21 protein-coding genes are annotated in these 23,024 nt (G+C 65.0%); 5 read left to right on the top strand and 16 right to left on the bottom strand.

What is annotated here, in order from left to right:
- Position 1: 1 nt before the first annotated feature.
- From BVH01_RS18240 to BVH01_RS18270, 7 genes are all read right to left on the bottom strand, one after another.
- Complete coding sequence (locus BVH01_RS18240) at positions 2–772, bottom strand: amino acid ABC transporter permease (protein ID WP_075931659.1); 771 nt, start codon at positions 770–772, stop codon at positions 2–4.
- Positions 773–783: 11 nt separating this feature from the next.
- The gene (locus BVH01_RS18245; RefSeq protein WP_075931660.1) at positions 784–1,590 is read right to left on the bottom strand and encodes an ABC transporter substrate-binding protein; all 807 of its coding nucleotides are present in this window, start codon (positions 1,588–1,590) and stop codon (positions 784–786) included.
- A gap of 78 nt (positions 1,591–1,668) precedes the next feature.
- Positions 1,669–2,337, bottom strand: coding sequence for a GntR family transcriptional regulator (locus tag BVH01_RS18250; protein WP_075931661.1), 669 nt, complete (start codon positions 2,335–2,337; stop codon positions 1,669–1,671).
- Between the two features lie 279 nt (positions 2,338–2,616).
- Positions 2,617–4,056, bottom strand: coding sequence for an amidase (locus BVH01_RS18255; protein WP_075931662.1), 1,440 nt, complete (start codon positions 4,054–4,056; stop codon positions 2,617–2,619).
- A 56-nt stretch (positions 4,057–4,112) separates the two neighbouring features.
- Positions 4,113–5,354, bottom strand: coding sequence for an MFS transporter (locus BVH01_RS18260; RefSeq protein WP_075931663.1), 1,242 nt, complete (start codon positions 5,352–5,354; stop codon positions 4,113–4,115).
- A 10-nt stretch (positions 5,355–5,364) separates the two neighbouring features.
- Positions 5,365–6,294, bottom strand: a complete 930-nt coding sequence (locus tag BVH01_RS18265) for a transporter (RefSeq protein ID WP_075931664.1) — start codon at positions 6,292–6,294, stop codon at positions 5,365–5,367.
- 59 nt (positions 6,295–6,353) lie between these two features.
- Positions 6,354–7,358 (bottom strand): helix-turn-helix domain-containing protein, encoded by a 1,005-nt coding sequence (locus BVH01_RS18270; protein ID WP_075931665.1) that lies wholly within the window; start codon positions 7,356–7,358, stop codon positions 6,354–6,356.
- A gap of 264 nt (positions 7,359–7,622) precedes the next feature.
- Between BVH01_RS18270 and BVH01_RS18275 the strand changes: the two genes are divergently transcribed.
- Positions 7,623–8,804, top strand: a complete 1,182-nt coding sequence (locus BVH01_RS18275; protein ID WP_075931666.1) for an MFS transporter — start codon at positions 7,623–7,625, stop codon at positions 8,802–8,804.
- A gap of 13 nt (positions 8,805–8,817) precedes the next feature.
- On the opposite strand, the gene BVH01_RS18280 is transcribed toward BVH01_RS18275, so the two are convergent.
- Both BVH01_RS18280 and BVH01_RS18285 read right to left on the bottom strand, forming a co-directional pair.
- On the bottom strand, positions 8,818–10,158 hold the full coding sequence (locus tag BVH01_RS18280) for a sensor histidine kinase KdpD (RefSeq protein ID WP_075931667.1): 1,341 nt from the start codon (positions 10,156–10,158) through the stop codon (positions 8,818–8,820).
- The gene (locus BVH01_RS18285) at positions 10,155–10,829 is read right to left on the bottom strand and encodes a response regulator transcription factor (RefSeq protein ID WP_075931668.1); all 675 of its coding nucleotides are present in this window, start codon (positions 10,827–10,829) and stop codon (positions 10,155–10,157) included. Before BVH01_RS18285 ends, BVH01_RS18280 begins: the two co-directional genes overlap by 4 nt.
- A gap of 191 nt (positions 10,830–11,020) precedes the next feature.
- On the opposite strand from BVH01_RS18285, the gene BVH01_RS18290 reads away from it, so the two are divergent.
- Together BVH01_RS18290 and BVH01_RS18295 are read left to right on the top strand one after the other, a co-directional pair.
- Positions 11,021–11,551 carry an SDR family NAD(P)-dependent oxidoreductase gene (locus BVH01_RS18290; RefSeq protein ID WP_075931669.1) on the top strand — a complete coding sequence of 177 codons (531 nt, stop codon included), beginning with the start codon at positions 11,021–11,023 and terminating at the stop codon, positions 11,549–11,551.
- Between the two features lie 101 nt (positions 11,552–11,652).
- Complete coding sequence (locus tag BVH01_RS18295) at positions 11,653–12,360, top strand: tRNA (adenine(22)-N(1))-methyltransferase TrmK (RefSeq protein ID WP_075931670.1); 708 nt, start codon at positions 11,653–11,655, stop codon at positions 12,358–12,360.
- A gap of 24 nt (positions 12,361–12,384) precedes the next feature.
- Here BVH01_RS18295 and BVH01_RS18300 read toward each other — a convergent pair whose 3' ends face one another.
- From BVH01_RS18300 to BVH01_RS18315, 4 genes are read right to left on the bottom strand one after another with little or no spacing between them, the layout of a single operon-like run.
- Positions 12,385–13,782: an ABC transporter ATP-binding protein gene (locus BVH01_RS18300; protein WP_075931671.1), complete on the bottom strand. Its 1,398-nt coding sequence runs from the start codon at positions 13,780–13,782 to the stop codon at positions 12,385–12,387.
- On the bottom strand, positions 13,779–14,600 hold the full coding sequence (locus BVH01_RS18305) for an ABC transporter permease (RefSeq protein WP_075931672.1): 822 nt from the start codon (positions 14,598–14,600) through the stop codon (positions 13,779–13,781). The genes BVH01_RS18300 and BVH01_RS18305 overlap by 4 nt, the downstream gene beginning before the upstream one ends.
- A complete protein-coding gene (locus BVH01_RS18310; RefSeq protein ID WP_075931673.1) occupies positions 14,597–15,532 on the bottom strand; it encodes an ABC transporter permease in 936 nt (311 codons plus the stop codon). Before BVH01_RS18310 ends, BVH01_RS18305 begins: the two co-directional genes overlap by 4 nt.
- The gene (locus BVH01_RS18315) at positions 15,529–17,070 is read right to left on the bottom strand and encodes an ABC transporter substrate-binding protein (protein WP_075931674.1); all 1,542 of its coding nucleotides are present in this window, start codon (positions 17,068–17,070) and stop codon (positions 15,529–15,531) included. The genes BVH01_RS18310 and BVH01_RS18315 overlap by 4 nt, the downstream gene beginning before the upstream one ends.
- Before the next feature lie 354 nt (positions 17,071–17,424).
- On the opposite strand from BVH01_RS18315, the gene BVH01_RS18320 reads away from it, so the two are divergent.
- Positions 17,425–18,567, top strand: coding sequence for an acyltransferase family protein (locus BVH01_RS18320; protein ID WP_256562801.1), 1,143 nt, complete (start codon positions 17,425–17,427; stop codon positions 18,565–18,567).
- 186 nt (positions 18,568–18,753) lie between these two features.
- Here the strand turns inward: BVH01_RS18320 and BVH01_RS18325 are convergent, their stop codons facing one another.
- Positions 18,754–19,842, bottom strand: coding sequence for an anhydro-N-acetylmuramic acid kinase (locus tag BVH01_RS18325; RefSeq protein ID WP_075931675.1), 1,089 nt, complete (start codon positions 19,840–19,842; stop codon positions 18,754–18,756).
- Positions 19,843–19,846: 4 nt separating this feature from the next.
- Positions 19,847–21,262 carry a peptidoglycan DD-metalloendopeptidase family protein gene (locus BVH01_RS18330; protein ID WP_075931676.1) on the bottom strand — a complete coding sequence of 472 codons (1,416 nt, stop codon included), beginning with the start codon at positions 21,260–21,262 and terminating at the stop codon, positions 19,847–19,849.
- Between the two features lie 212 nt (positions 21,263–21,474).
- Here BVH01_RS18330 and tyrS point away from each other — a divergent pair, with 212 nt between their 5' ends.
- A complete protein-coding gene (gene tyrS, locus BVH01_RS18335) occupies positions 21,475–22,674 on the top strand; it encodes a tyrosine--tRNA ligase (protein ID WP_075931677.1) in 1,200 nt (399 codons plus the stop codon).
- Between the two features lie 96 nt (positions 22,675–22,770).
- On the opposite strand, the gene BVH01_RS24865 is transcribed toward tyrS, so the two are convergent.
- A partial coding sequence (locus BVH01_RS24865; protein WP_218189116.1) for a hypothetical protein occupies positions 22,771–23,024 on the bottom strand: 254 nt, incomplete at its 5' end.

The following is a 23,024-nucleotide window of genomic DNA, read 5'->3' on the forward strand; positions in this document are numbered from 1 at the left end:
CTCAACGCCCCCTCAACAGTTTTGCCGTGTAGCTGCCGAACAGCCGCCTGGACGCCGTGGCCGGGCGCCGGTCGGCCTGCCCGAAGCGCCGTTCCAGCCAGCTCTGGAAGAAACCCCAGAGGGTGGTCAGCAACAGGAAGTAGATCGCCACCACCAGATACAACTCGAATACCCGGAAGGTCGCCGAGGTGATCATCTGAGTGCTGAGCAGCAGCTCCTGCACGCCGATCACGCTGACCAGGGTGGTGTTCTTGAGCATCACGTTGAACTCGTTGCCCAGCGGCGGCACGATGATGCGAAAGGCCTGGGGCAGCACGATGCGGCGCATCAGCTTGCCGAAGGTCATGCCCAGCGAGCGGCCGGCCTCGTATTGACCCTTGTCCACCGCGGCGATGCCGGCGCGCATGATCTCGGCCATGTAGGCGCCTTCGTTGAGGCCAAGGGCGATGATCGCCGCCTGCAGGTTGCCCGGAATCACCACCCAGCCCAGGTCCAGGTCCTCGAAGCGGAAGATGCCGCCCGCCGCCAGCGCCGTGTACAGAAAAACGATCTGCACCAACAGCGGCGTGCCGCGCATCAGCCACACGTATAAGCGCACCGGCGCCTGCAGCAGCGGGTTGCTGGACAGGCGCATCAGCGCCGCGATCAGGCCCAGTACGCAGCCCAGCGCCATGGACAGCACGGCGATCACGCAGGTCAGCCACAGCGCGCGCAGATACACGTCGCTGGGCTGCAGCAGGTACTGCCAGAAGATGTCCCAGTTGAAGTTCATCGCCCCGGCCCTCAGTCCAGCTTGTCGCTGGCGACGTGCCATTTGGCGAGCAGCGCGGTGTAGCTGCCGTCGGCGCGCATGTCGTCGATGATCTGCTGCACGGCGGCGGATAGCTGCTGGTCATCCTTGCGCACGCCGATGCCGGTGAGGATGCGACCGAACGCCGGCACGCCTTCCTGGAACAGGTCCGGCGCCATGGCTGCGTAGTAGCCGGCGGTTTCCACCGTGGTGCCGTAGGCATCGACCTGATTGATGCGCAGCGCCTGGAAGGCGTCGGTGTCGGCGTTGTAGACCACCAGCTTCATCGGCGCTTTGCCGGCGTCTGCCAGCTTGGCGTTCTCGGCGTCGAGCAGGGTCTTGATGGTCGAGCCGTTGAGCACGGCGATCTTTTTGCCGGACAGGTCATCGAGGGCCTGGATGCTCTTGGGGTTGCCCTTGGGCACGACGACCGACTGACTGGAGTACATGTAGTTGACGATGTCGATCACCTCGCGGCGTTCGGGCTTGTCGAACAACTGGTCGACGATCAGGTCGCACTGGCTGGCGAGCAGCGCCGGCACCAGCCCGGAGAACGGGGTGACGCGCCAGGACACCTGCTTGTCGCCCAGGCGCTTGGCGATTTCCATGCCCAGGTCGATGGCCAGGCCGGTCGGCTTCTGCGCGGCATCGAAGGACACCAGTGGCGGCGAGTCCATACCCGAGCAGTAGGTCAGCTTGCTGACATCCTTGAGGCGGTCCGGAACGGCGGGGGCGGCCGAGGCCAGCGAAGCGGCCAGACCCAGGGAAACGACGGCGACGAGAGAGCATGGAAGGCGCATGGTGGTACTCCGTTTGCTGTGATCGAAAGGGCAGCAGTGAAGTGGAATCAGAGGCGACCGTCGGCGGTCGTCCAGTTGTTATTGTTCGGTTTGCAGGAACAGCGTCAGGGCCGGCAAGGTGCCCTCGATGTGCTCGCGAATCACCCGTTCGGCCAGGTCGGCGTCACGGGTGCGCAGGGCGGCCAGGATTTGTGCGTGCTCTTCGCGGCCGCTGAGCGGTTTCTCGCCGTGTTCGAGCCACAGGCGCATCGGCGCCTCGATCAGCGAGTAGAGCGCGACGATCTGCTTCATCAGCCGCGGGCGCTCGCTGATGCTGCACAGGTATTCGTGGAAGATGCGGTGGCGCACCACCCACTGGGCGGTGTCGTCGCGGCACTCGTCCATGTCGTCGAGCAGCCGCTCCAACAAGGTCAGATGGCGCTCGGTCACCTTGCTCGCCGCGACGCGAATCGCCAGGCCCTCAAGGGCGCTGCGCATTTCGAAGACTTCGCGCATCTCCTCGATGTCCAGGCCGCTGACCACCGCCCCGCGATTGGGGCGCAAGGTCACCAGGCCCTGGGCATCGAGGCGGCGGAAAGCTTCGCGCACGGGCATGCGGCTGGTGCCGATTTCGGCGGCGATGTCCTCGGCCACCAGGCGGTCGCCCTTGCGGTAACGCCCGGCACAAATCGCCGCGAGCAGAAAGTTGTAGGCCTCTTCCTCGGCGGTCACGGGTTGGCGCTGGGCGTAGAGCGGGGCGGTGAGCATGTTGGCCATCCTGAATAAATGTATCCAATTATCCGTTTAGCCAATTTTGCAAAGAGCGGGCCAGTATTCGGTACTGGGATTTTTGGGAGGTTTAACAGGATGTTAGCGACGCGGCCCCGCAGCGCCTTGCTCATGGCCAAGCGGCGAATGTCACCGAATGAAGCAGAGGCGCCGCGTGCTGCGCCCTTGTTGGGCGTTTTGGTGGCAGAGGCGCAGCGCCCGTGAACCAGACGCTGGGTGAGATGACGCGGGCAGCGGCGTGGCCGAGCCCGCGTTCGGTCAGCGCCGCCTGGCGTTCACCGGCGGCACGCGCCCGGCCCAGGGTTGGGCCTGTTCCAGTTGGGCCGCCAAAGCCAGCAGGGTGCCTTCCTCGGCGAAGCGTGCGGCGAAGTGCGAGCCCAGCGGCAGGCCGTCGGCGGTCCAGTACAGCGGCACCGACATCGCCGGCTGGCCGCTGGCGTTGAACAGCGCGGTAAAAGGCGAGTAGCTGTGGAAACGCTCGATCAGTGCCGCCAGGTCGAGGCTGTCGTCGAACGGATCCAGGGTGCCGATCAACGGCGGTTCGCGGGTCAGCGTCGGGGTGAGGATCAGGTCGTAGTCGGTGAGGAAGGCGGCCAGGCGCCGGCCCAGCATATGGATGCTGGCCACTGCATCGGCATAACGCGCACCGCTGGTATCGCCCTTTTCGCGCAGGATGACCCGCGTACGTGGCTCCAGCTCCGCATCGCTCACCGCTGCGCCGCGCATTTCGCCGAGCAGCGTTACGTAGCTGCTGGTGCTGGCGCCGATGATGTCGAACACCTGATCGAGAAAGGCCAGGGCATCGACCGGCAGCGCTGCGTGCTCGACGCGGTGACCGAGGGATTCGCACAGCCGGGCAGTGTGGCGCACCGCCGCCAGGGCTTCGGGGCCGCTGCTCCAGGGCGCCAGATGCTCGACCAGGGCGATGCGCAGCGGACGTGGCGGGCGACGCAGGCTGTCGACGAAAGGCTCGTGCTGCCAGGGCGCGGCGTAGGGCGCGCCAAGGTCGGCGCCGGCGGTGATGTCCAGCAGCGCGGCACTGTCACGTACCGATAGGGTGATCGCATGGGCGGTGCCCATGCCGGCCCAGCCTTCGCCGGTCAGCGGCCCACTGGGCATGCGCCCGCGGCTTGGTTTGAGGCCGAACACCCCGCAACAGGAGGCCGGCACGCGTAGCGAGCCGCCGCCATCGTTACCGTGGGCGAAGGGCACCACGCGGGCAGCGACCAACGCCGCGGCTCCGCCGCTTGAGCCGCCAGCGCTGCGCGCGGTATGCCAGGGGTTGCGGGTGGCGCCGAAACGGGTCGATTCGGTGGTGTAGGAGGTGCCGAATTCCGGCGCGGTGGTGGTGCCGATGAACTGGCAGCCGGCCTCACGAAGCCGGCTGACCACGGCGTCGTCCAGCGCCATGCGGGCTTCGCCGAGGGCCAGCGAACCATTGCTCATGCGTGCGCCGTCGAGCGGCGCGAACAGGTCCTTGATCAGCGTTGGTACACCGCGAAACGGGCCATGGCCGAGCTTCGCCTGGCGGGCGCTGTCGTAGAGTTTTTCGGACACCGCGTTGAGCTGCGGCTCGACCTGTTCCAGGCGCGTGATGCTCGCTTCCAGCAACTCGCCGGGGCTGACCTCGCCTTTGTCGACCAGGCCGGCCAGGCCGGTGGCGTCGTAGTGATCCATCAGGGTGTGAATGTCGCTCATGGCAAACCTCGGCTAGTGGGTAACGCCCGCTGGCAGGCCAGCGGGGCAAAGGGAATTCAGAGATGGGAGGCGAGGGGCGCCGCGCGTGGGCCGACCAGTGCGGCGACCAGCCAGATGGCCGCGCAGGCCAGGCTCGCGGCGGCCAGCCAGCCGATGGCGCCGCGCAGGTCGTAACCCAGTGACATCAGGGTGGCGACTGCCAACGGGCTGGCGAACTGGCCGATGTACAGGCAGCCGGTGAAGCCGCCCAGGCCGCGGCCGCGGGTGGTGGCGCTCAGGGCGTTCATCACCGGTGCCATGGCGTTGGGCACCAGGAGGCCGACGCCGAGGCCGTGGACGACCACCGCGATCAGCATGTCCTGGTAGCTGCCGGCGTGGATCAGCAGCCACAGACCGGTGGCCATCAGCCCCAGCAGCAGGGCATTGCAACCGGGGATGCCGAGGGCGCGGCGCAACAGCGGCCAGGCTATCGAGCCGCCGAGGCTGGACAGCAGGCCCAGGCCGGCGCAGGCGCCGATCATCGTGCTGGAGGTGATGCCCATGCTGGCCAGCAGCAGGGGCGACTGCACCGGCACCACCACGGCCAGCACCATGCCGCCGAGAATCAGCAGGTAGCCGACCACCAGCCGCGGGATGGACACCGGTGTGTCGTTCGTCTCGAGGCTGCTCGCCACCCGCACTGGCGGCTCCCAGAGCACGCGCAGCATCGCCGGGATCAGCAGCAGCGGCAGCAGGTACAGGTAGAACGGCAGCCGCCAGGACTGCTCGCCCAGGGCGCCGCCGATCACGAAGCACAGCGAGCCGACCAGGCCGATGGCAACCACCTGCAGGTTGACCAGGCGCATGCGGTCCTCGCCCTGCCAGTAGTCGGCGATCAGCGCGGCGCAGCAGGTCATGATCGCCGCCTCGGCGCAGCCGAACAACAGTCGCGCGCCGACGATATGGCTGAGGTCATCGAGCAGCGTCGGCAGCACGCCGAGTAGCGCGTACATCAGCGTGGCGATGACCAGCAGCGCCTTGCGGCCCACGAGGTCGGCGATCCAGCCGGCCAGGGGGGCGAACAGCGCAATTGCCAGGGCCGGCCCGGTGATGGCCAACGGCACCAGCACATCGGCGCGCGGCTCCAGCGGGCCGAATTCGGCGCCGAGCTTGGGCAGGATGGGCGCGACCATCACCGAGCCCATGATGGTCAGGCTGCTGCCCAGTACCAGCACCAGCCCTTCGCGGCGGGTCACGGCCTGGCGCGTGCCGCCTTGGGATGAGACGGCCTGGGATGACACGGAAGATTCGATCGTCATGGCGGCCACCTCAGAAGCTGTACGCGACGCGCAGCGCGACGTTGTAGCCTTCGCTGCGGTTCTCGGCGCCGAACTCCTTGTAGGCGTGCAGCCACACCGGCGGCAGACCGGGTTTGAAGAAGCTCACGGCCGGGCCGACGGCGATGACACGGGCGCGGTTGCCGCTCTGCAGGTTGGGCGCGTCGTCATCGCTGATCTGCTGGTAGTAGTAACCGCCCAGGCCGACGGTCCAGGGGCCGACGTGCTGGCCCACGGCGAGCTCGTGACGGTACTCGGTGCCGCTGCGGTAGTCGGTGGCGTGGTTGCGGCTGTTGATGTCCAACTGCTGGCTGGACGACACCTCGAAGCCGCCGTCGCTGATCCAGGTGGCGTTGAGCGCCGGCGAGACGGTCCAGTGATTGAGGCCGGGGGAGATCAGCCGGTTCTTGTCGTAATCGCCGGTCGGCGCCTGGATCTGCAGGCTGGTGTTGACGAACAGGTTGCGCGAGATATCCCACTGCAGGATCAGTGGGGTGATCTGCGTGTCGGCCTGGCGGAACACTTCCTTCTCGAAGCGCAGTGGGCCGAACGGGGTATCGACCTTGAGGCGAGCGTCCATCTGGAAGAACGGCTGGACGATGGCGAAACCGTAGCGGGCGCCGAACAGCTGCAGGTCGGTCATGCGGATGTAGGCCACGCCAAGCGACAGCACGTCCAGCGAGAAGGCATTGTTGACCTTCCTGCCGTCGCCATCCTTCAACTGGTTGGTGGAGTAGTAGGCCGCGCGCACGCCCAGGGTGCCGAACGGCGTGGGCGGCGGCGTCATGCCGGCACCGAAGTCGTTGAGCCCGGCGGGCGTGGTAGGTGCCCCGTTTTCCGTCGCCTGGGCCTGGCTGCCGAGCAGCAGGGTGGCGCCGAGAAGGGCGGATAGATGAACGAGTGACGCACGGCGAACCGTCATGGCTGACCCCTTTTATTATTGTGTGGGAGGTCAGCCTAGGGTGGCTTCAGCGCCTGCCGTTATCCGTTTTCAGCACAGTATTGGCGAGCCTGACGCAAGGTATCCGACGGCTTGCAGCCGAACAGCTGGCGGTAGTCGCTGGCGAAGCGGCTCAGGTGCCAGAAGCCCCAGTTGGCGGCGATGCTCTGTACCGAATCGGTCTCGCTGGCGTGGCGCAACTGGCGGTGCACCGCGTTGAGGCGGATGGTGCGCAGGTAGGCGATCGGGTTGATACCCAGCGCTTCCTGAAAGCAGTACTGCAGCTTACGGCGGCTGGCGCCTATCTGGTTGCACAGCTCGAGAATGTTGATCGGCCGGTCCGGGTGAGCCAGGGCGTAATCCCGGGCGCGGTCGACCATGCGCCGGCGCGCGCTGGGCGACAGCGAGTGGTCGTCTTCGCTGTCGATCAGCTCCAGCAGATGCATGATCACCGCATCGCGGATGGCGCCGCGGATCGTAGCGTGGTCGAGCAGTGTGGCGCCGGGCGCCTGCTGGTCAAGCACGCTGCCGAACAGGCTGATCAATTGCTGCTGGTCTGCTTGGCCGAGCAACTGGTAACAGCGTGACAGGCGCGTCAGGTCGAGTTCGCGCTGCTGCTGGTGCAGCGTGCGTTGCAGCGACTGCTCGTCGATGGCGATGCACACCGCATCCAGATCGCCATGCACGCGCAGTTCCGGCAGATGGGCGCCGTGGCCGATCAGCAGGCTTGGTGCGTGAATCGAATGGCCCCCGCAATGCACGTGCGGGTCGGCGCAGCGCATCGGCATGGCGAAGACAATCGCGCCGGACCAGGTGGCCGCCTGCTTGAGCATCGCCTGGTTGGCGCGGTCGCGGATCAGCTGCATGCCGTCGAGCTGCACCTCGAGTATCTCGCCGCTGAAGCGCCCGGCGCTGAGCTGGTCGTAACGCAGCTGCCAGCCGGACAGCTGCGCGTGTTCCTCGACGTCGTGGGAGCGCCGGTAGCGGATCGCCGAAGGCGAGGGGCAAAGGGGCGAATCGGGCGTGGGAGCGAGAGAACTGTGCATTTTCGAAACCTCTACTGCGCTTCGATGCGGTGTTCTCACAATAAGGCAATTTCCGTTCCGTAAAACTGTTTAATGATTAATAAGATTAACTTGTGCCGAAATGGGATAGCCGATTGCGTTGGGCCTGAAGGCTGAGCAAGCGTTAAGCAGGTGTCTAGATCGCACCATTGCCGCTGGGCATGAGCGTTATGCACCGCGTTCATTTGACCCTGGCGGCTTGAGTGCATAGGGTGGCGACCCGTTTTTCCAGACTCAAGGTCGCCCATGTCCGCTCGTCCCAAACTGCCGTTCACCATCTACCTGCTGGGTGCGACGATCTTCTCGCTGGTCACGGCCGAATTCATGGTCGCCGGCATGATGCCGGCCCTGGCCGAGGCGTTTTCGGTGAGCCTGGGTGAGGTCGGCAACCTGATTGCCTTCTACGCGCTGGGCATGGCCCTGGGTGGCCCACCGGTGACCATGCTGTTATTGTCACGCGGCATCGGCAGCAAGCAGGCGCTGGTCGGCTTGCTGGCGGTGTACGTGCTGGCCGGTGCGCTCGCCGCGGCGGCGACCAGCTATCCGGTACTGGCGGTTGCACGGATCATCATGGGCGTGTCCAGTGCGGCCTGCATCGGTCTGTGCATGACCCTGTGTGCGGCGATGGTCTCCAATCAGGAACGCGGTCGCGCGGTATCGGTGGTGCTCGCCGGCCTGATGCTCTCGCCGGTGGCCGGTGTGCCGCTGACCGCCTGGATCGAGCAGCATCACGGGTGGCGCGCCAGCTCCTGGGCGGTGGTCGGCCTGGCGCTGGTCTGTACGCTGCTCGCCGCCATGCGCCTGCCCAAGGGCGAGGCTGGTGGCGAAGCTCGCCTTGGCGAACAGATCAGGACTCTGCGCACCCGCCGCCTGTGGGGCGCGTACCTGACCAGCGGGCTGATCATTGGCGCGACTTTCGCGGCCTTCAGCTACTGCACGCCGATCCTTATTCAGGAAGTTGGCCTGGCGCCCGGCCAGGTCGCGCCGATGCTGGCGCTCTACGGCGTGGCCAATCTGATCGGTAACATGGTGGTCGGCCGTTTCGCCGACAGCCATACTTTCACCGCGCTAGGCCTGGGGCTGGTAGTGCTGGTGCTGGCCATGAGCGGCTTCGCCGTGGCCGGAGACAACCTTTGGCTCAACCTGACCTGCTTCATCGCCATCGGCCTGACCGGCGTGGCGCTCAACCCTGCGATGGTCGCGCGGGTGATGAAGGCAGCCGAGCCCGGCGCCCTGGTCAACACCCTGCACACGTCGGTGATCACCGCCGGGCTGGCGTTCGGCAGTTGGGCCGGTGGCGCGGCCATCGAGGCCGGCTACGGACTGCGCGCGCCGCTGTGGGTCGGCGCCGGCATCGCGCTGCTGGGGCTGCTCAGCGTGATTCGTCCGCTGGCCAGCCGACGTGTAGCCGCCAGCCCTTGCGCCTGATTGCCGCGCTCGCTTAAGCGGGAGCCAGCGGCAGCTGCACCCTGAATATGGCGCCGCCGCCGGTGGCGTCCTCGACCGTGATACGCCCACCGTGGGCCCGCACGATTTCCTGCACCAGATGCAGGCCGAGGCCGTGGCCCGGCTGTTCGGTCTTGCCGCGATAGAACGGCTGGAAGATCTGCTCTCGATCCTCCCGCGGTACACCCGGGCCCTGATCCGCTACCGCCATGCTGCCGTTCGTGCCGACCTGCAAGCTGATGCTGCCTACGCCGGCGCCGTGCACCAGAGCGTTCTGCAGCAGGTTGGTGATCACCCGGCTCAGGGCGCTGGGTTGGCCCATCACCCACACCGGATGTTCGGGTGCCTCCAGCACCAGGTCGTCACAGCGGGTCAGGGCCACGGGGGCGATATCGGAAATCACTTCGCGGCTCAGCGCGACCAGATCCACTAACTCGAACTCCACCTTTGGCGACTGCAGCCGTTGCAGGTCGAGCAACTGCTCGGCCACGGTGGCCAGGCGTGCCAGGTCGATCTGCAACATGGGTTTGATGGGGTGTGCCGGCATGCCGTCCAGGCGTGCCATCAACACGGCGATCGGCATGCGAAGCTCATGGGCGGCGTCACGCAGGAAACGGTCGCGGGCGTGATAGGCCTTGCTGGATCGCTCCATGGCCGCGTTGAAGGCACTGACCAGCGGGCGAATCTCTCGCGGCACCGAGTCCTCGGGCAGGTGCGCATCGTGCTGCGAGATATCCAGCGCCGCAGCGCGGCTGGCCAACCGGCGCACGCCGCGCATGGCGCGCAGCACCACGATGGGCGTGGCCAGCAGGGTGAAGAGCAGCAGCGGCGTCAGGAAGTAGGGGCTGAGCAGCCCGGTGGCCTGGACGATCAGGCTGGTGAAGCTCAGGTCCGCCACGCCGCCGACCATGATGTGCACCCGTTGCCCCTGGATCTCCTTGACCTCGATGCGCATGGTCAGATGACGGTGTTCCGGCAGCGCGCGTATCTGTGAGATGCCGAGCACTGAAACGTAATTCGCCAGTTCGCGGTATTCGCCCGGCACACTGCCAAGTTCTTCACGGCGCCCGTTACCGTCGGCGATCACCACCCATAGGCCAGGGTTGCTGGCCTGCAACTTGCGCAACGGCTCGTTGGGCTCGAATACCAGGCCCTGGGGCGTGACGGCGATGGAGTCTTCCAGTACGTCGATCACCGCGTCATCCATGAAGGTGAATTGGTCGTCGATGATGTGATACAGGGTGCCGGCGATCGCCGTCACCAGCACGACCACCTGCATGATGCACAGCGACCACAGCAGGCGCCCGATCAGCGATGGGTTGTGGGCGGCTTTCATCGGCTTTCCTTGAGCAAGTAACCGACGCCGCGGATCACCGCGATCTCCACGCCGGCCTCGGCGTCCTTGAGCGCCCGGCGCAGCCGCGACACGTGGGCGTCCAGGGCGTTGGACTGGATCTCGTCCGCCAGGCCATACACCGCCTCGTGGAGGTTCTCGCGCAGTACGGTGCGACCCTGGCGGTAGATCAGCGCCTCGAGAATCAACAGCTGGCGCCGTGGCAACGGCAGCGCCTGGCCATCGACGATGGCCTCGCGGGCGCTGAAATCGAACGACAGCGCACCAAGGGTCGCGGTGGGTAGGACCATGGTGGCCGGGCGCCGGGCAATCGCCCGCACCCGGGCCAGCAACTCGTCGACCGCCACTGGTTTGACCAGGTAATCGTCGGCGCCACCATCGAGGCCATCGACCCGCTCGGCGATCTCGCCGCGGGCGGTGAGCAGCACGATGGGCAGCGCCGGGCAGAGCCGCCTGGCGGTAGCGATGAAACCCACGCCATCGCCATCGGGCAGGCCGCGATCGAGAATCAACAGGTCATGCACGTTCAGCCGCAGGGTCGCGCCTGCCGCTGCCAGCGAGTGCACGCAATCCACCAGCAAACCGTGTCGGCCCAGCGCCTCTTGCAGGGCTTGGGCCATGGGCAGGTCATCTTCGACGAGGAGGATTCGCAAGGTGCATCACCGCGCGGTTTATCGGAGCTGCACATAGTAGCGGAGCCGGCAAAAACGCGACGCAATGTTCAGGCAATGTTACCGGGTGACCATCGCCTGCAACGGCCGACGGGGCCGTCAAGGCAAGGTGGCCGCCGCCCACGAGGCGATGCCGGAGCACCTGTGCACGCAACTTTCGGGCGGGTTGAGGCATGAATCGAACTTTCGTGGTCTTCGGGGCGCAGAACAGCGTGGGCGCGCTGGCCGCCCGTCAGTACGGCAACCAGGGCTATGACGTGGTGCTGGTGACCAATCATGCGCACGGCGTGCAGGCGCTGACCTGTGTGCTGGAAAGCGAAGGCATCGCCACCCGCACTTTTACCGGCGACCTGTCCCACCCTGAGCAAGTTCGGGCAATCATTCGCTCCATTCGCAGCAGCGTGGGGCCCATCGACGCCATGTACTACGGCCTGGACTCCAGCAATGGCCCCGATCACGCCGCCGAGGCTGCCGAGCTGGGCTGCCTGAGCCTGGCCGCGGTGGTCAGCGAACTGCTGCCCGACATGCGCTCGCGCAAGGCCGGCGCCATCCTGCTCGACCAAGGCACCGCAGACCTGACATGCGCCCACGGCGCCAATGCCCGGCTGTGCCTGCAATGCCTGCAGGAAGCGCGGGCCTGCGAGGGCGTGCAGGTGGGCACGCTCAGCGTCGGTGGCCTGATCGGCGGGCGGCGGGCCAGCTGAGCCGCGGCGCTCCTGCACTGCCTCTGCCCGGTTGCTTCGCCAGCCATTGCTCGACAGAATCGCTCGCCGGCCCGGAAAGGTGCTGATTGACGAGGCAGCCGTTGACCCCACGAAAATTGTCCGCACGCCTGGAGCGCGTCGCCGCCCAGGTGCCCGCCGGAGCACGGCTTGCCGATATCGGCACCGACCACGGCTATCTGCTCGTCGCCCTGATGAGCCGCGGCCTGATCAGCGCCGCGGTCGCCGGCGAGGTGGCGCTCACGCCGTTGCGCGCCGTCGAGCGCAGCGTGCGCGAACACGAGCTGGGGGATCGCATCGCCGTGCGCCTGGCCGACGGGTTGGCGGCCATCGAGCCAACTGACTGCATCACTGCCATCAGCTTCTGTGGCATGGGCGGCGAGACCATCCGCGACATTCTCGCGCGGGACAAGGCGCGGCTCGGCGGCAACGAGCTATTGATCCTGCAACCCAACGGCGGTGAGCAGCCGCTGCGCCAGTGGCTGATGGACAACGACTACCGCATCGCCCATGAAGAGCTGCTGCAGGAGAATCGTTTCTTCTACGAAATCATCGTCGCCGAGCCCGGTAAGCCGACGCGCTATACCGAACAGGAACTGTATTTCGGCCCGCTGCTCTTGCAGGCACGCGATTTGGTGTTCGAGGCCAAGTGGCGGCGTCTGCTGCGCCTCAAGCAGCAGACCCTGGCCGGCCTGGCCCGCGCCAGCCAGGACGTACCCGATGAAAGGCTGGAGCAGCAGGTGCGCTGGATCAGTGAGCTGCTTGCCTCGAAAACTCCTGCACAGACCTGAAGTGCTCGTGCAGAACCAGGCCGGTCAGTGTCCCAGGCGAATGCGTTGATCCGCTACCGCCTCGATCAGCGCTTCGTCGTGGCTGACCAGCAGCACCGCGGTGCGGCGTTCCCGGGCGGTTTCCACCAGCAGTTCGATCATCTCCTGCTGGGTGATCAGGTCGAGGCGTGAGCTGGGTTCGTCGGCGAAGATGAACACCGGGTCGAGCAGCAGCACGCGCAGCAGGGAAAAACGCTGCAGCTCGCCGCCGGAAACGTTGCCGGGCAAGCGGTCGAGCAGGCCTCGGTCGAGGCGCAGGCGTTGCAGCAGCCCGTCGATACGGCTGGCATCGAGGCGATGCAGCTTGATCAGATCGGCCAGGCAGCGGCCCAGGGTGATCGTTGGCGCGAAGGCCGCCACCGGGTCCTGGTAAAGCTTCTGGAAGGCCACGCGCGGCGCCTCGCGGCACTTGGTCACGGTGCCGCGGCGCGCCTGCATCAGGCCGAGAATGACGTCGCCCAGGGTCGACTTGCCACAGCCCGAGGGGCCGGTCACGCCGACCACTTCGCCCCGGCGCGCTTCGAACGACAAGCCCTCGAACAGCACGCGTTCGCCACGCTCCACGGCCAGGTCACGTACCTGCACCACCGGCTCGCCGCCCGGCGTTGACGAGGCATGGCGCGGCCAGCGCGCCGGATCGGCATTCAGCAGGCGGCGGGTGTATTCGTGGCGCGGTGCGTCGAGTACCTGCTCGGCGCTGCCGCTTTCGATGACGCGGCCCTTGAGCATGATCATCACCTCGCCACCGAGCCGGCGCGCCACCTCGATGTCGTGAGTGATGATCAGCAGCGCGCCGCCCTCGGCGATGCCGGCCTGCAGCAGGCCGATCACTTCGCCGATACGCGCGCTGTCGAGACCTTTGGTAGGCTCGTCGGCGATCATCACCTTGGCGCCCCCAGCGTGGGTGGCGGCGAAGGCCAGGCGCTGTGCCATGCCGCCGGAGAGCTGAAAGGGAAACTTCGCCTCGGCCTGTTCGATGCCCAGCTGCGTCAGGTCCTGACGGCTTTGTTGACGGGATTCTTGAGCGCTTTTGCCGACCACGTAGCGGTAGGTTTCCGCGACCTGGTCGAGGGCGCGCATGGTCGGATCCAGGCTCAGCCAGGGCTCTTGAGGCAGTACGGCAAGTTCGCGGCCCCATGCGGCGTGACGACCGCTGGCCTGGCCGGGTTCGCGCAGGCCGCCGGCCAGTTCGATCTCGCCGTAGGCGGCGAGGCCCGGTGGCAGGTTGCCGACGATGCCCTGGGCGAACAGGCTCTTGCCTGAGCCGGTTTCGCCGATGATGGTCAGTACTTTGCCGGGCCACAGGTCGATGGACAGCGGCTCGACCAGTTGTGCGGTGGCGGTGCGGATTTCCAGGGCGCGGGTGCTCAGCAGTGGTTTCATGGCTTGCGCCCCCCGGCAATCAGCAGCAGTGACAGAACGATGAGAAAGATCACGGTGATCGGCAGGGCGATCACCGCTGGTGCTTCGGCGAAGTACGGCAGCAGCTCGGTGATCATCAGGCCCAGCTCGGCGGTCGGCGGCTTGACGCCGACGCTGACGAAGCCCAGGGCTGCGATGGCCATGATCGCCGCGGCCGCGCCAAAGGCGGCGATGGTCATCAGCAGCGGAGCCAGTTCCGGCAACAGGTGACGACGGATGATGTACAGCGGGCCGAAGCCGAGCAGTTGTGAGGCGGCCACGGCCGGCGAGGCCAGCACCGTACGCGCCAGGGCACGGGTCATGCGGAAATATTCGATCCACAGCACCAGCGCCACCGCGCCGTACAGGGCGAGGAACGAGCCGGGATAGATGGCCACGATCAGCAGAACCAACAGCAGGCCGGGCAGGGCCAGGAACATCTCGGCCAGCAGCCCAAGACCCTTGTCGACCCATCCGCCCTTCCATGCCGCCAGGATGCCCAGCAGCACGCCGGGAATGGCCGCAGTAGCGACGCTGACCAGCGCCAGGCCCAGCGACAGGCGCACGGCAGCGGCCAGGCGCGCGAGCATGTCGCGGCCCAGGTGATCGGTGCCCAGCGGGTGGGCGCTGCTGACGCCGGCGAGAATCGCGCTGTAGTCCTGCTTGGCGATGTCCACGCCCCAGAACAGTGGTATGCAGACGGCGAAGGCGACCAGTGCCGCAAGCAGGGCGAGGCCGATGTAACGGACGGTCGCGCGTGGTGCGGGCGCCGCCTCGGCGATGGCGATTTCCAGGCTCATGCGGTTCTCCGGCGCGGGTCGATCAGGTGGTTGAGCAGGTCCACGGCGGTATTGAGCAGCACGAACATCAGTCCCATGGCCAACGCGGTACCCTGCACCATGGGCACGTCGCGCTGGACGATGGCGTGAACCAGGCCATGGCCGATGCCCGGCCAGGCGAACAGGGTCTCGACCACCACCACGCCTTCGATCAGGTACACCAGCTGTACGCCGAGATAGGTCACCACCGGCACGCCGATATTGCGCAGGCCGTGGCGCAGGAATACCTGGGTGCCGCTGAGGCCCTTGAGGCGCCCGAAGGCGAAGTAGGCGGACGATGCCACCGCCACGGTGGCGTCCCTTGCGACCCGGGAGGAGACCGCCGCGAGCCCCAGCGCCAGGGTCAGCGTCGGCAGGATGGTGTGGGTGAAGCTGCCATGGCCGGCGGACGGCAGCACCATCAGCCACACCGAGAAGATCAGCACCAGAATCACTCCGAGCACGAAGTGAGGGATGGCGCGAGTGACCGTGCTGAGCAGCAGCAGGCCGCGATCCAGCATGCCACCCGGACGCAAGCCGGCGATCACCCCGATCGGCGGGCCAATCAGAAAGGACAGCAGGACGGCGCCGACCGCCAAGCGCACGGAGCTGCCCAGTTCGTGGGCGACCATGTCCATCACCGGCCGGCCGGTAACCAGCGAGTTGCCCAGATCGAGGGTCAGCAAGTCGCCGATCCACGCGGTGAAGCGCCACAGTACTGGTTGGTCCAGGCCCAGTTCGGCGCGCACCGCTTCAGCGGCGGCGCTGTTGACCATGTCGTATCCGTAGCGCCCGGCGGCGATGCGGTAGGCGGCATCACCGGGCAGCAGGCTCATCAGCAGAAAGGTCAGCGCGCCGATCAGCACGGCGACCATCACCGCCTGCAGCAGGCGAAAGCCCAGCAGGCGGATCATGGACGCCACCGCATGCTGCTCAGGCCGAAGGTGCGCTCGAACGGATCGATAGCGGCGCCTTCGATCTGCTTGGACACGGCGATGGACTGGCGATACCAGGCGATCGGAATCAACGGCAGATCAGTCTGCACACGCTTCATAAGCTCGTTGCGCAACTGCTGTTGCTCGACCGGATCATTGCTGGCCAGCAGTTTGCTCAGGGTCTGGTCGAACTGCGGGTTGTTCCAGCCCAGCGGGCCCCACTCGGCACCACCGTTGCCGAAGTCGGCCATCAGGGTCAGCAGTGGGTCGGGCACCAGGGCGTAGTTGCGGCCGTACAGGGCCAGTTGCAGGGTGCCGTCGTTATGGGCGGCGGGAACCGCGCTGGCGTTGCCCACGGCAACCTCCACATCCACGCCCACCTCGCGCAGTTGCGCCTGCAGGGCGGTGGCGATCAGCGGCAGTTCCGGGCGGTCGGAGTAGGTGAGCAGCTTGAGTTGCAGGCGCTGGCCGTCCTTTTCCAGGATGCCGTCGGCGCCGGGTGCCCAACCCTGTGCCTTGAGCAACTCGCGGGCCGCCTGCGGGTCGTACTTGAGCGGTGGCAGGCTGGCGTCGTGCCAGGCCGGCACGCTGTCGGCGAACATTTGCGTAGCGCCGGTGCCCGGTGCGCGCAGCACGGCGGCGGTGATGCCTTCGCGGTTGATCGCCAGGCTCAGGGCCCGGCGCACCTCGACCGGCGCGGTGGCACCGCTGCCGGCATTCGCCGCCAGCACCAGCACGCGCGGCACCGGGCCCATCAGCACCTGCACGTTGGGGTTGCGCTGCAGGCGCGCGATGCTCGGCGGGTCGAGCTGGAATACCAGTTCGGCGCCGCCGCTCTCGGCCATCAGCGAACGGGTTTCGCCGCGACCGGCGCCGAGGTAAGTGGTCTTCTCGATGCTCGGTTTGGTTCCCCAGTAACCGTCGAAGCGTTCTGCGGCGAGGCGCTGCGGCGGCTCCAGCAGGGTCAGCTGATACGGGCCGGTGGCGATGATCTGCTTGACGTTGTCGTCTGCGTCATAGGCCGCGCTGGCCAGAATGTTGGTGGACGAATGAGCCAGCAGCGCCGCCAGCGGTTTGAAGGGCTTGTTCAGGGCGATCACCACGTCATTGCCATTGGCACTGATCGCGGTGATCGGCGCGTCGCGCAACATGCCGGGCTTCTTGCGCGCCGCCTCCAGGGCATGGGCGGCAACGGCGGCGGTGAGGTCGCTGCCGTCGTGGAACTTCACGCCCTGGCGGATCGACAGCGTCCACTGCTTGCCATCGTCCGACACGCTCCAGCGTTCGGCCAGTGCCGGCAGCGGCTGGCCCTTGGCGTCGGCTTCGAGCAGGGTTTCGGTAATCTGCATGCGCTGGAAGATGAACCCGGAAATCGCCGGATCCAGCCCGCCGATCTCGAACGGTGCGACCACGTCGAACACGCGATCATCGGCGGTGACATGGCCGGCTGTCAGTGTCAGCCAGGTGGCGAGGGCACCTGCGAGCAGGGAGAGGCGAGGGCGTTTGCTGAGCAGCATGGGCAGATCCTTGGCAAGTCGGTCGACAGGCAGGGGCCAGCGCCGCACCGCCCAGTGGCAAAAAAGGGCGGACAATATAGTAATGTTATGTTGTATCGTCCAGCGCCAGGTTATTCGTAACCGCCGCTGCTGGTGTGTACAGGCGGGAATCTCGGGCGCTCCTTGTGCTGGGGAAATGATGTAGCTGCTAAGCCAGGTGAAGGAGGGCGCGCTTATCGAAATCGAATCCGTCCCTACCGCAAGGCCGCCAATGAACTAGTCGAAGCTCCACGGGCTCAGATGATCGATTCGTCGGCATCCGTTCCCCATCTGTGTGGAAACGCTGTCTCGCTTAGCTAGTACAGAGGACTCAGCATGACCAAGACCACGCCCGAAAAGGATCTGCGGATAGAGACCATTCGCGGACTGGCGCTGTTTCTGATGGTAGCGGGCCATGTCATCGGCAGTTCATCCGACCTGGGCATGAAGGTGCCGGACGACTCCGTGCTGCGCTATCTTTACGATTCACTCGTCTACATCCGCATGCCGCTATTCACCGCCATCTCGGGCTACGTCTATGCGCTGCGTCCGGTGAACACCGGCAGTGACCTCTCGCGCTTCTACCAAGGCAAGTTCAAACGCGTCGGCATACCGCTGCTGACGGTCTCGACGCTGTTCTTCGCTTTGCAGATGATCGTGCCCAACACCAACGACAAACCGCAGCTGAGCGAGATCTTCAGCATCTACTTCTTCAGTTACGCGCACTTCTGGTTTCTGCAGGCGATCTTCTGCATCTTCATGGTGATCGCGTTGCTGGAAAAAGCAGGTCTGCTGCTGAGCCTGCGTAATTACGGCCTGGTTTTCGCGGTGGCGCTGGCGGCGTCCTTTGCATCGGAAGGTTGCCCGAATCTGTTCAGTCTCGACAGGGCAGTAGAGCTGTTTCCGTTCTTCCTGCTGGGCCTGGGGCTCTATCGTTTCAGCGAGCAGCTGATCACCCGCAGCAGCGTCATCACCATGGCCGCGGCGCTGGTGATCCTGGTGGGTATCGACCAGGCCTATCTGTTCGCGCTGATCGACCTCGACGACATTGATCTAGCCGTGGTGGGTACCGCCCTGGGCCTGGCTGCCATCAGCCTGCTGATCGCCCGGCGTTTCTATTTCCTGCCATTGGCCTGGCTGGGCTATTTCTCGTTCGAGATCTACCTGTTCCACGTCTTCGGCACCGCCGGGGCGCGCATCGTGCTGAACAAGCTGCAGGTGGAGGAGCAGTGGCTGGTCTTTACCGTCAGTATGCTGCTGGGCCTTCTCCTGCCGGTGGCGTTCAAGTTGGTACTGGAACGGATCGGCCCGCTGCATGTTCTCAGCGTGGCGTTTTTTGGCACCAGGACGCGGGTCAACCGCGCGACCGCGCCGCTACAGAAGAAATCCGACGCACAGGATGGCGGTAGCCGGCACCACGGCCTTGAAGGTGCTCGCAAACACGAAGATCACGCCTCGAGGGTAAATGCTCGAGGCTGACACCGAGCGCAGCCTTCAGGCATTGAGGTATTTGGGGTGCCGCCGCAGCAATTTGAAGCGGCGCGGGGGGAGGCGTTGCATCCTGCGCTTGCCGCTGAGCACCCGCCCGCCCATGTTTCAGGGTTCAAAGGCCTGCGCAAACAAAACGCCGCGCAAGTGCACGGCGTTTCATTCGAGCGCATAGGCTCAGGCCGGGTAGATGGCGCCGAGTACTCGCAGGCCTTTGGCGCCGGTGACTTCCGGCCTGTTGGCGGGGATGCCGTTCAGGCAGCAGTGGGCCAACCAGGCGAACGCCATGGCCTCGACCCAGTCGGCGGGCACGCCATGGTCGTCGGTGCTGCTCACCTCGGCAGCAGGCAACAGTGCCTGCAAGCGTGCCAGCAGCTCCTTGTTATGAGCACCGCCGCCGCACACCAGTAGCTGGCTGCACGTTGGCTGCGCGTTACGCAACGAGCTGGCGATGCTGGTGGCCGTCAGTTCCAGCAGGGTGGCCTGCACGTCTACTGGTTGATAGGCAGGCTGCTGTTCCAGGTGGCGCGTCAGCCAGGGCAGGTTGAACAGCTCGCGCCCGGTGCTTTTCGGCCCGGTCGCCTGGAAGAACGGATCCGCCAGCAACGCGGTCAGCAGCTCGGGCTGCACCGTACCGCTGGCAGCCCATGCGCCGTCCTTGTCGTAGGCCTGGCCGCGATGATGGTGAATCCAGGCGTCCATCAGCACGTTGCCCGGCCCACAGTCGAAGCCCTTGGCGGGCTTTCCCTCTTCCAGCAGGCTGAGGTTGCTGAAGCCACCCACGTTGAGAATTGCCCGAGCGGAGCCGGGGCTGGCGAAAAGCGCCTCGTGAAAAGCCGGCACCAGGGGGGCGCCCTGGCCGCCAGCGGCTACGTCGCGGCGCCGGAAGTCGGCCACTACGGTTATGCCGGTCAGTTCTGCCAGCAGGGCAGGGTTGCCGATCTGGATGGTGAAGCCCCGGGCCGGTTCGTGGCGCACGGTCTGGCCGTGGCTGCCAATGGCGCGAATGGCGGTGGGTTGCAGGTTCTGCTGGCGCAGCAGGCCGTCGATGCCATCGGCAACCAGCCGCGCCCACGCGTGCTCGGCAAGAGCGGCCCTGGCGAGTTCATCCGCACCCGGGCTGCACAAATCGAGCAGTTGCTGGCGAAGCGAGTCGGGGAGGGCTTGATAATGGTGGGCGAGCAACCGAGTGCGCTCGCCTTGCTCGACAAGGGCGATGTCCAGCCCGTCGAGACTGGTACCGGACATCACCCCGAGATAGAGCATGGGATCAGCGCTTGTTGAGGGCGAGCATGGTGGCTTTTTCCTGATCCATACGGGCCATGAGCGGCTTGCTCATCTGCAGGAAGCGTTGCTTCTCCTGGCGGGCGATCGGATCGGACATCGGCAGCTTCTGGCTCAGCGGATCGACGTGAGTGCCGTTGACCTGGAACTCGTAGTGCAAGTGCGGCCCTGTCGACAGACCCGTGGTGCCGATATAGCCGATGATCTGGCCCTGCTTCACGCTGCCGCCCGTGCGAACGCCTTTGGCGAAACCCTGCATGTGCGCATAGAGCGTGCGGTAACGGCTGCCATGCTGCAGGACCACGGTGTTGCCATAGCCACCTTTGCGGCCGGCCAGGATGACCTTGCCATCACCGGCAGCCTTGATCGGCGTACCGCGTGGTGCGGCATAGTCGACGCCCTTGTGAGCGCGGATCTTGTTGAGGATCGGGTGCTTGCGGCCGTTCGAGAAGCGCGAGCTGATGCGCGCGAAATCTACCGGCGTACGAATGAACGCCTTGCGCATGCTGTTGCCATCGGCGTCGTAGTAGCTGACGTTGCCCTGCTTGTCGGTATAGCGAACAGCGGTAAAGGTTTTGCCACGGTTGGTGAAACGTGCGGACAGAATGTTGCCGGTGCCGACCGATTTATCGCCAACCTTCTTGTTCTGGTAGATGACCTCGAAATCGTCGCCTTCACGTATATCCATGGCGAAGTCGATGTCGTAACCGAAGATGTTGGCCAAGTCCATGGTCAGGTTGTGGGACAGGCCGGCGCGCTTGGCCGCCACGAACAGCGAGCTGTTGATCACCCCATGGGCGTAGGATTCATGTACGTCCGGCTTGACCAGCTCACGCTTGAAGTCATAGCCGCTGTCGGTCTTGCTCAAGCTGACGCTTTCCAGGTCGCTGAGCTGGCTGTGCAGGCTTTCCAACTGGCCGTCTTCGCTCAGCTGGAACTGCAGTTCCTGGCCGACCTTGAGGCGTGTCAGCTGCTTGGCCTCTTTGCTGCTGTTGATCACTTCATGCAGGGTGTTGGGGCTCAGGCCCACTTTGCTGAACACCGTGGAAAGCGTGTCGCCATTTTCTACAGCGACCGTCTTGCTACGCGGATCTTCAGGCGGCTGCTCGGCGATCTCCGGCTCTGCGTCGAGCTCGGCATTCTGCGAATCATCGCTGCCTTCTATCTGCGCGAACGGCGAGTCGACGTCTTCCTGGGCTTCGGCGCCTGCCTGATTACTGGGCAGGTTCTGCTGGATCTGCTCGGAGCCGTTGTCCATGTCCAGATTGAGAAACGTCTTCTTTGCTTCTACTTCGCGGGAGGGAAACACCAGCAGCGCAAGGCTTAGGAGGGCGGCGACGCCGCTGGCTGCGATGATGTGTGTCTTGGGGTAGAGCGGCGGCGCTTTAGTTGTAGAGGTCATAAGGGCTGCTTTTTGATGAAGTGAAAAGATGAAGAGGAAAAAGAAGAAACTGATGAATATGCAGTAACTGTATAAAATATAACCAAATCTACCTCGAGGCAACCCCGCAGGTGATGGCCGGCACCTGCAGCGGGCATTGCAGGGCAAAACTTGTCATTTGTTGGCGATCTTGTATGGTTGGAGCCCTTTTGAATCTGGTGGCTGTGAGTCCTATGAAGTCGGTTGAAGAGCAGCTCGCGCTGATCAAGCGCGGAGCGGAAGAAGTCCTTGTTGAAGCTGAGCTGATCGAGAAGCTCAAGCGCGGTGAGCCGCTGCGTATCAAGGCCGGCTTCGACCCGACTGCACCGGACCTGCACCTGGGCCACACCGTGCTTATTAATAAGCTGCGCCAGTTCCAGGAGTTGGGGCATCAGGTGATCTTCCTGATCGGCGACTTCACCGGCATGATCGGCGATCCCAGCGGCAAGAGCGCAACGCGCCCGCCGCTGACCCGTGAGCAGGTATTGGAGAACGCCGAGACCTACAAGGCTCAGGTATTCAAGATCCTCGACCCGGCCAAGACCGAGGTTGCCTTCAACTCCACCTGGATCAACGAGCTGACGCCGGCCGACTTCATTCGCCTGGCCTCTCAGTACACCGTGGCGCGCATGCTCGAGCGCGATGACTTCGACAAGCGCTACACCGGCAACCAACCGATCGCCATTCACGAGTTCCTTTACCCGCTCGTGCAGGGCTATGACTCTGTGGCGCTACGCGCCGATGTCGAGCTCGGCGGTACCGATCAGAAATTCAACCTGCTGATGGGACGCGAACTGCAGCGCGCCTATGGGCAGTCGTCCCAGTGCGTCGTCACCATGCCGCTGCTCGAAGGGCTGGATGGCGTGAAGAAGATGTCCAAGTCCCTGGGTAACTACATCGGCATCCAGGAAGCACCGGGCGTCATGTACAACAAGCTGGTGTCCATGCCGGATGCGCTGATGTGGCGTTACTTCGAATTGCTCAGCTTCCGCACCATGGATGAGATCGAGCAGTTCAAGAAGGACGTGGAAGCCGGCGCGAACCCGCGTGATATCAAGATCAAGCTGGCCGAAGAAATCGTCGCGCGTTTCCATGGCGAAGAGGCGGCGGCTACAGCCCACCGTTCTGCCGGTAACCGGATGAAGGATGGCGAGCTGCCTGAAGATCTGCCGGAGGTCGAGCTGGCAGCTGGCGATGATATGCCGATTGCCGCGCTACTTAATAAAGCAGGCCTGGTGAAGAACGCAGCGGTCGCGCGTGATCTTCTCGGCTCAGGCGGTGTGCGTGTGGATGGTCAGGTGGTCGATCGCAGCTTCGTGTTCAAGCTGGGCGCTACCCACGTCTGCCAGGCCGGCAAGAAGGCTTTCGCGCGGGTTACGCTGAAAACTGAATAAAAGCGTAAATTAAGGGTTGACCTGATCTCGTGGGGGCCTATAATGCGCACCACTTCCGGCGCAGCCTGATCTGAAAACTCCTTGTAGATCAACGAGTTAGACGAAAATAAAGGTTGCACGGACGGCGAATTCGAGTAGAATGCGCCAGCATCGACAGGGCGGTTTGAGTGGTTCTGTTGATGGTTCGGTCAGGTTGATCGAAGGCGGTAAAAGAGGGTGTTGACAGCGGTTTGTAGCGCTGTAGAATGCGCCTCCCGCTGGAGAGAAGATGGTCTGGTCGGGCGCTGCAAGGTGTTGAGAAGAAAGAAAAAATTCTTCAAAAACAGCTTGACAGCAAATGAGGGTGCTGT

Source organism: Pseudomonas sp. PA1(2017) (genome assembly GCF_001945375.1).
In the GTDB taxonomy this organism is placed as follows: domain Bacteria; phylum Pseudomonadota; class Gammaproteobacteria; order Pseudomonadales; family Pseudomonadaceae; genus Aquipseudomonas.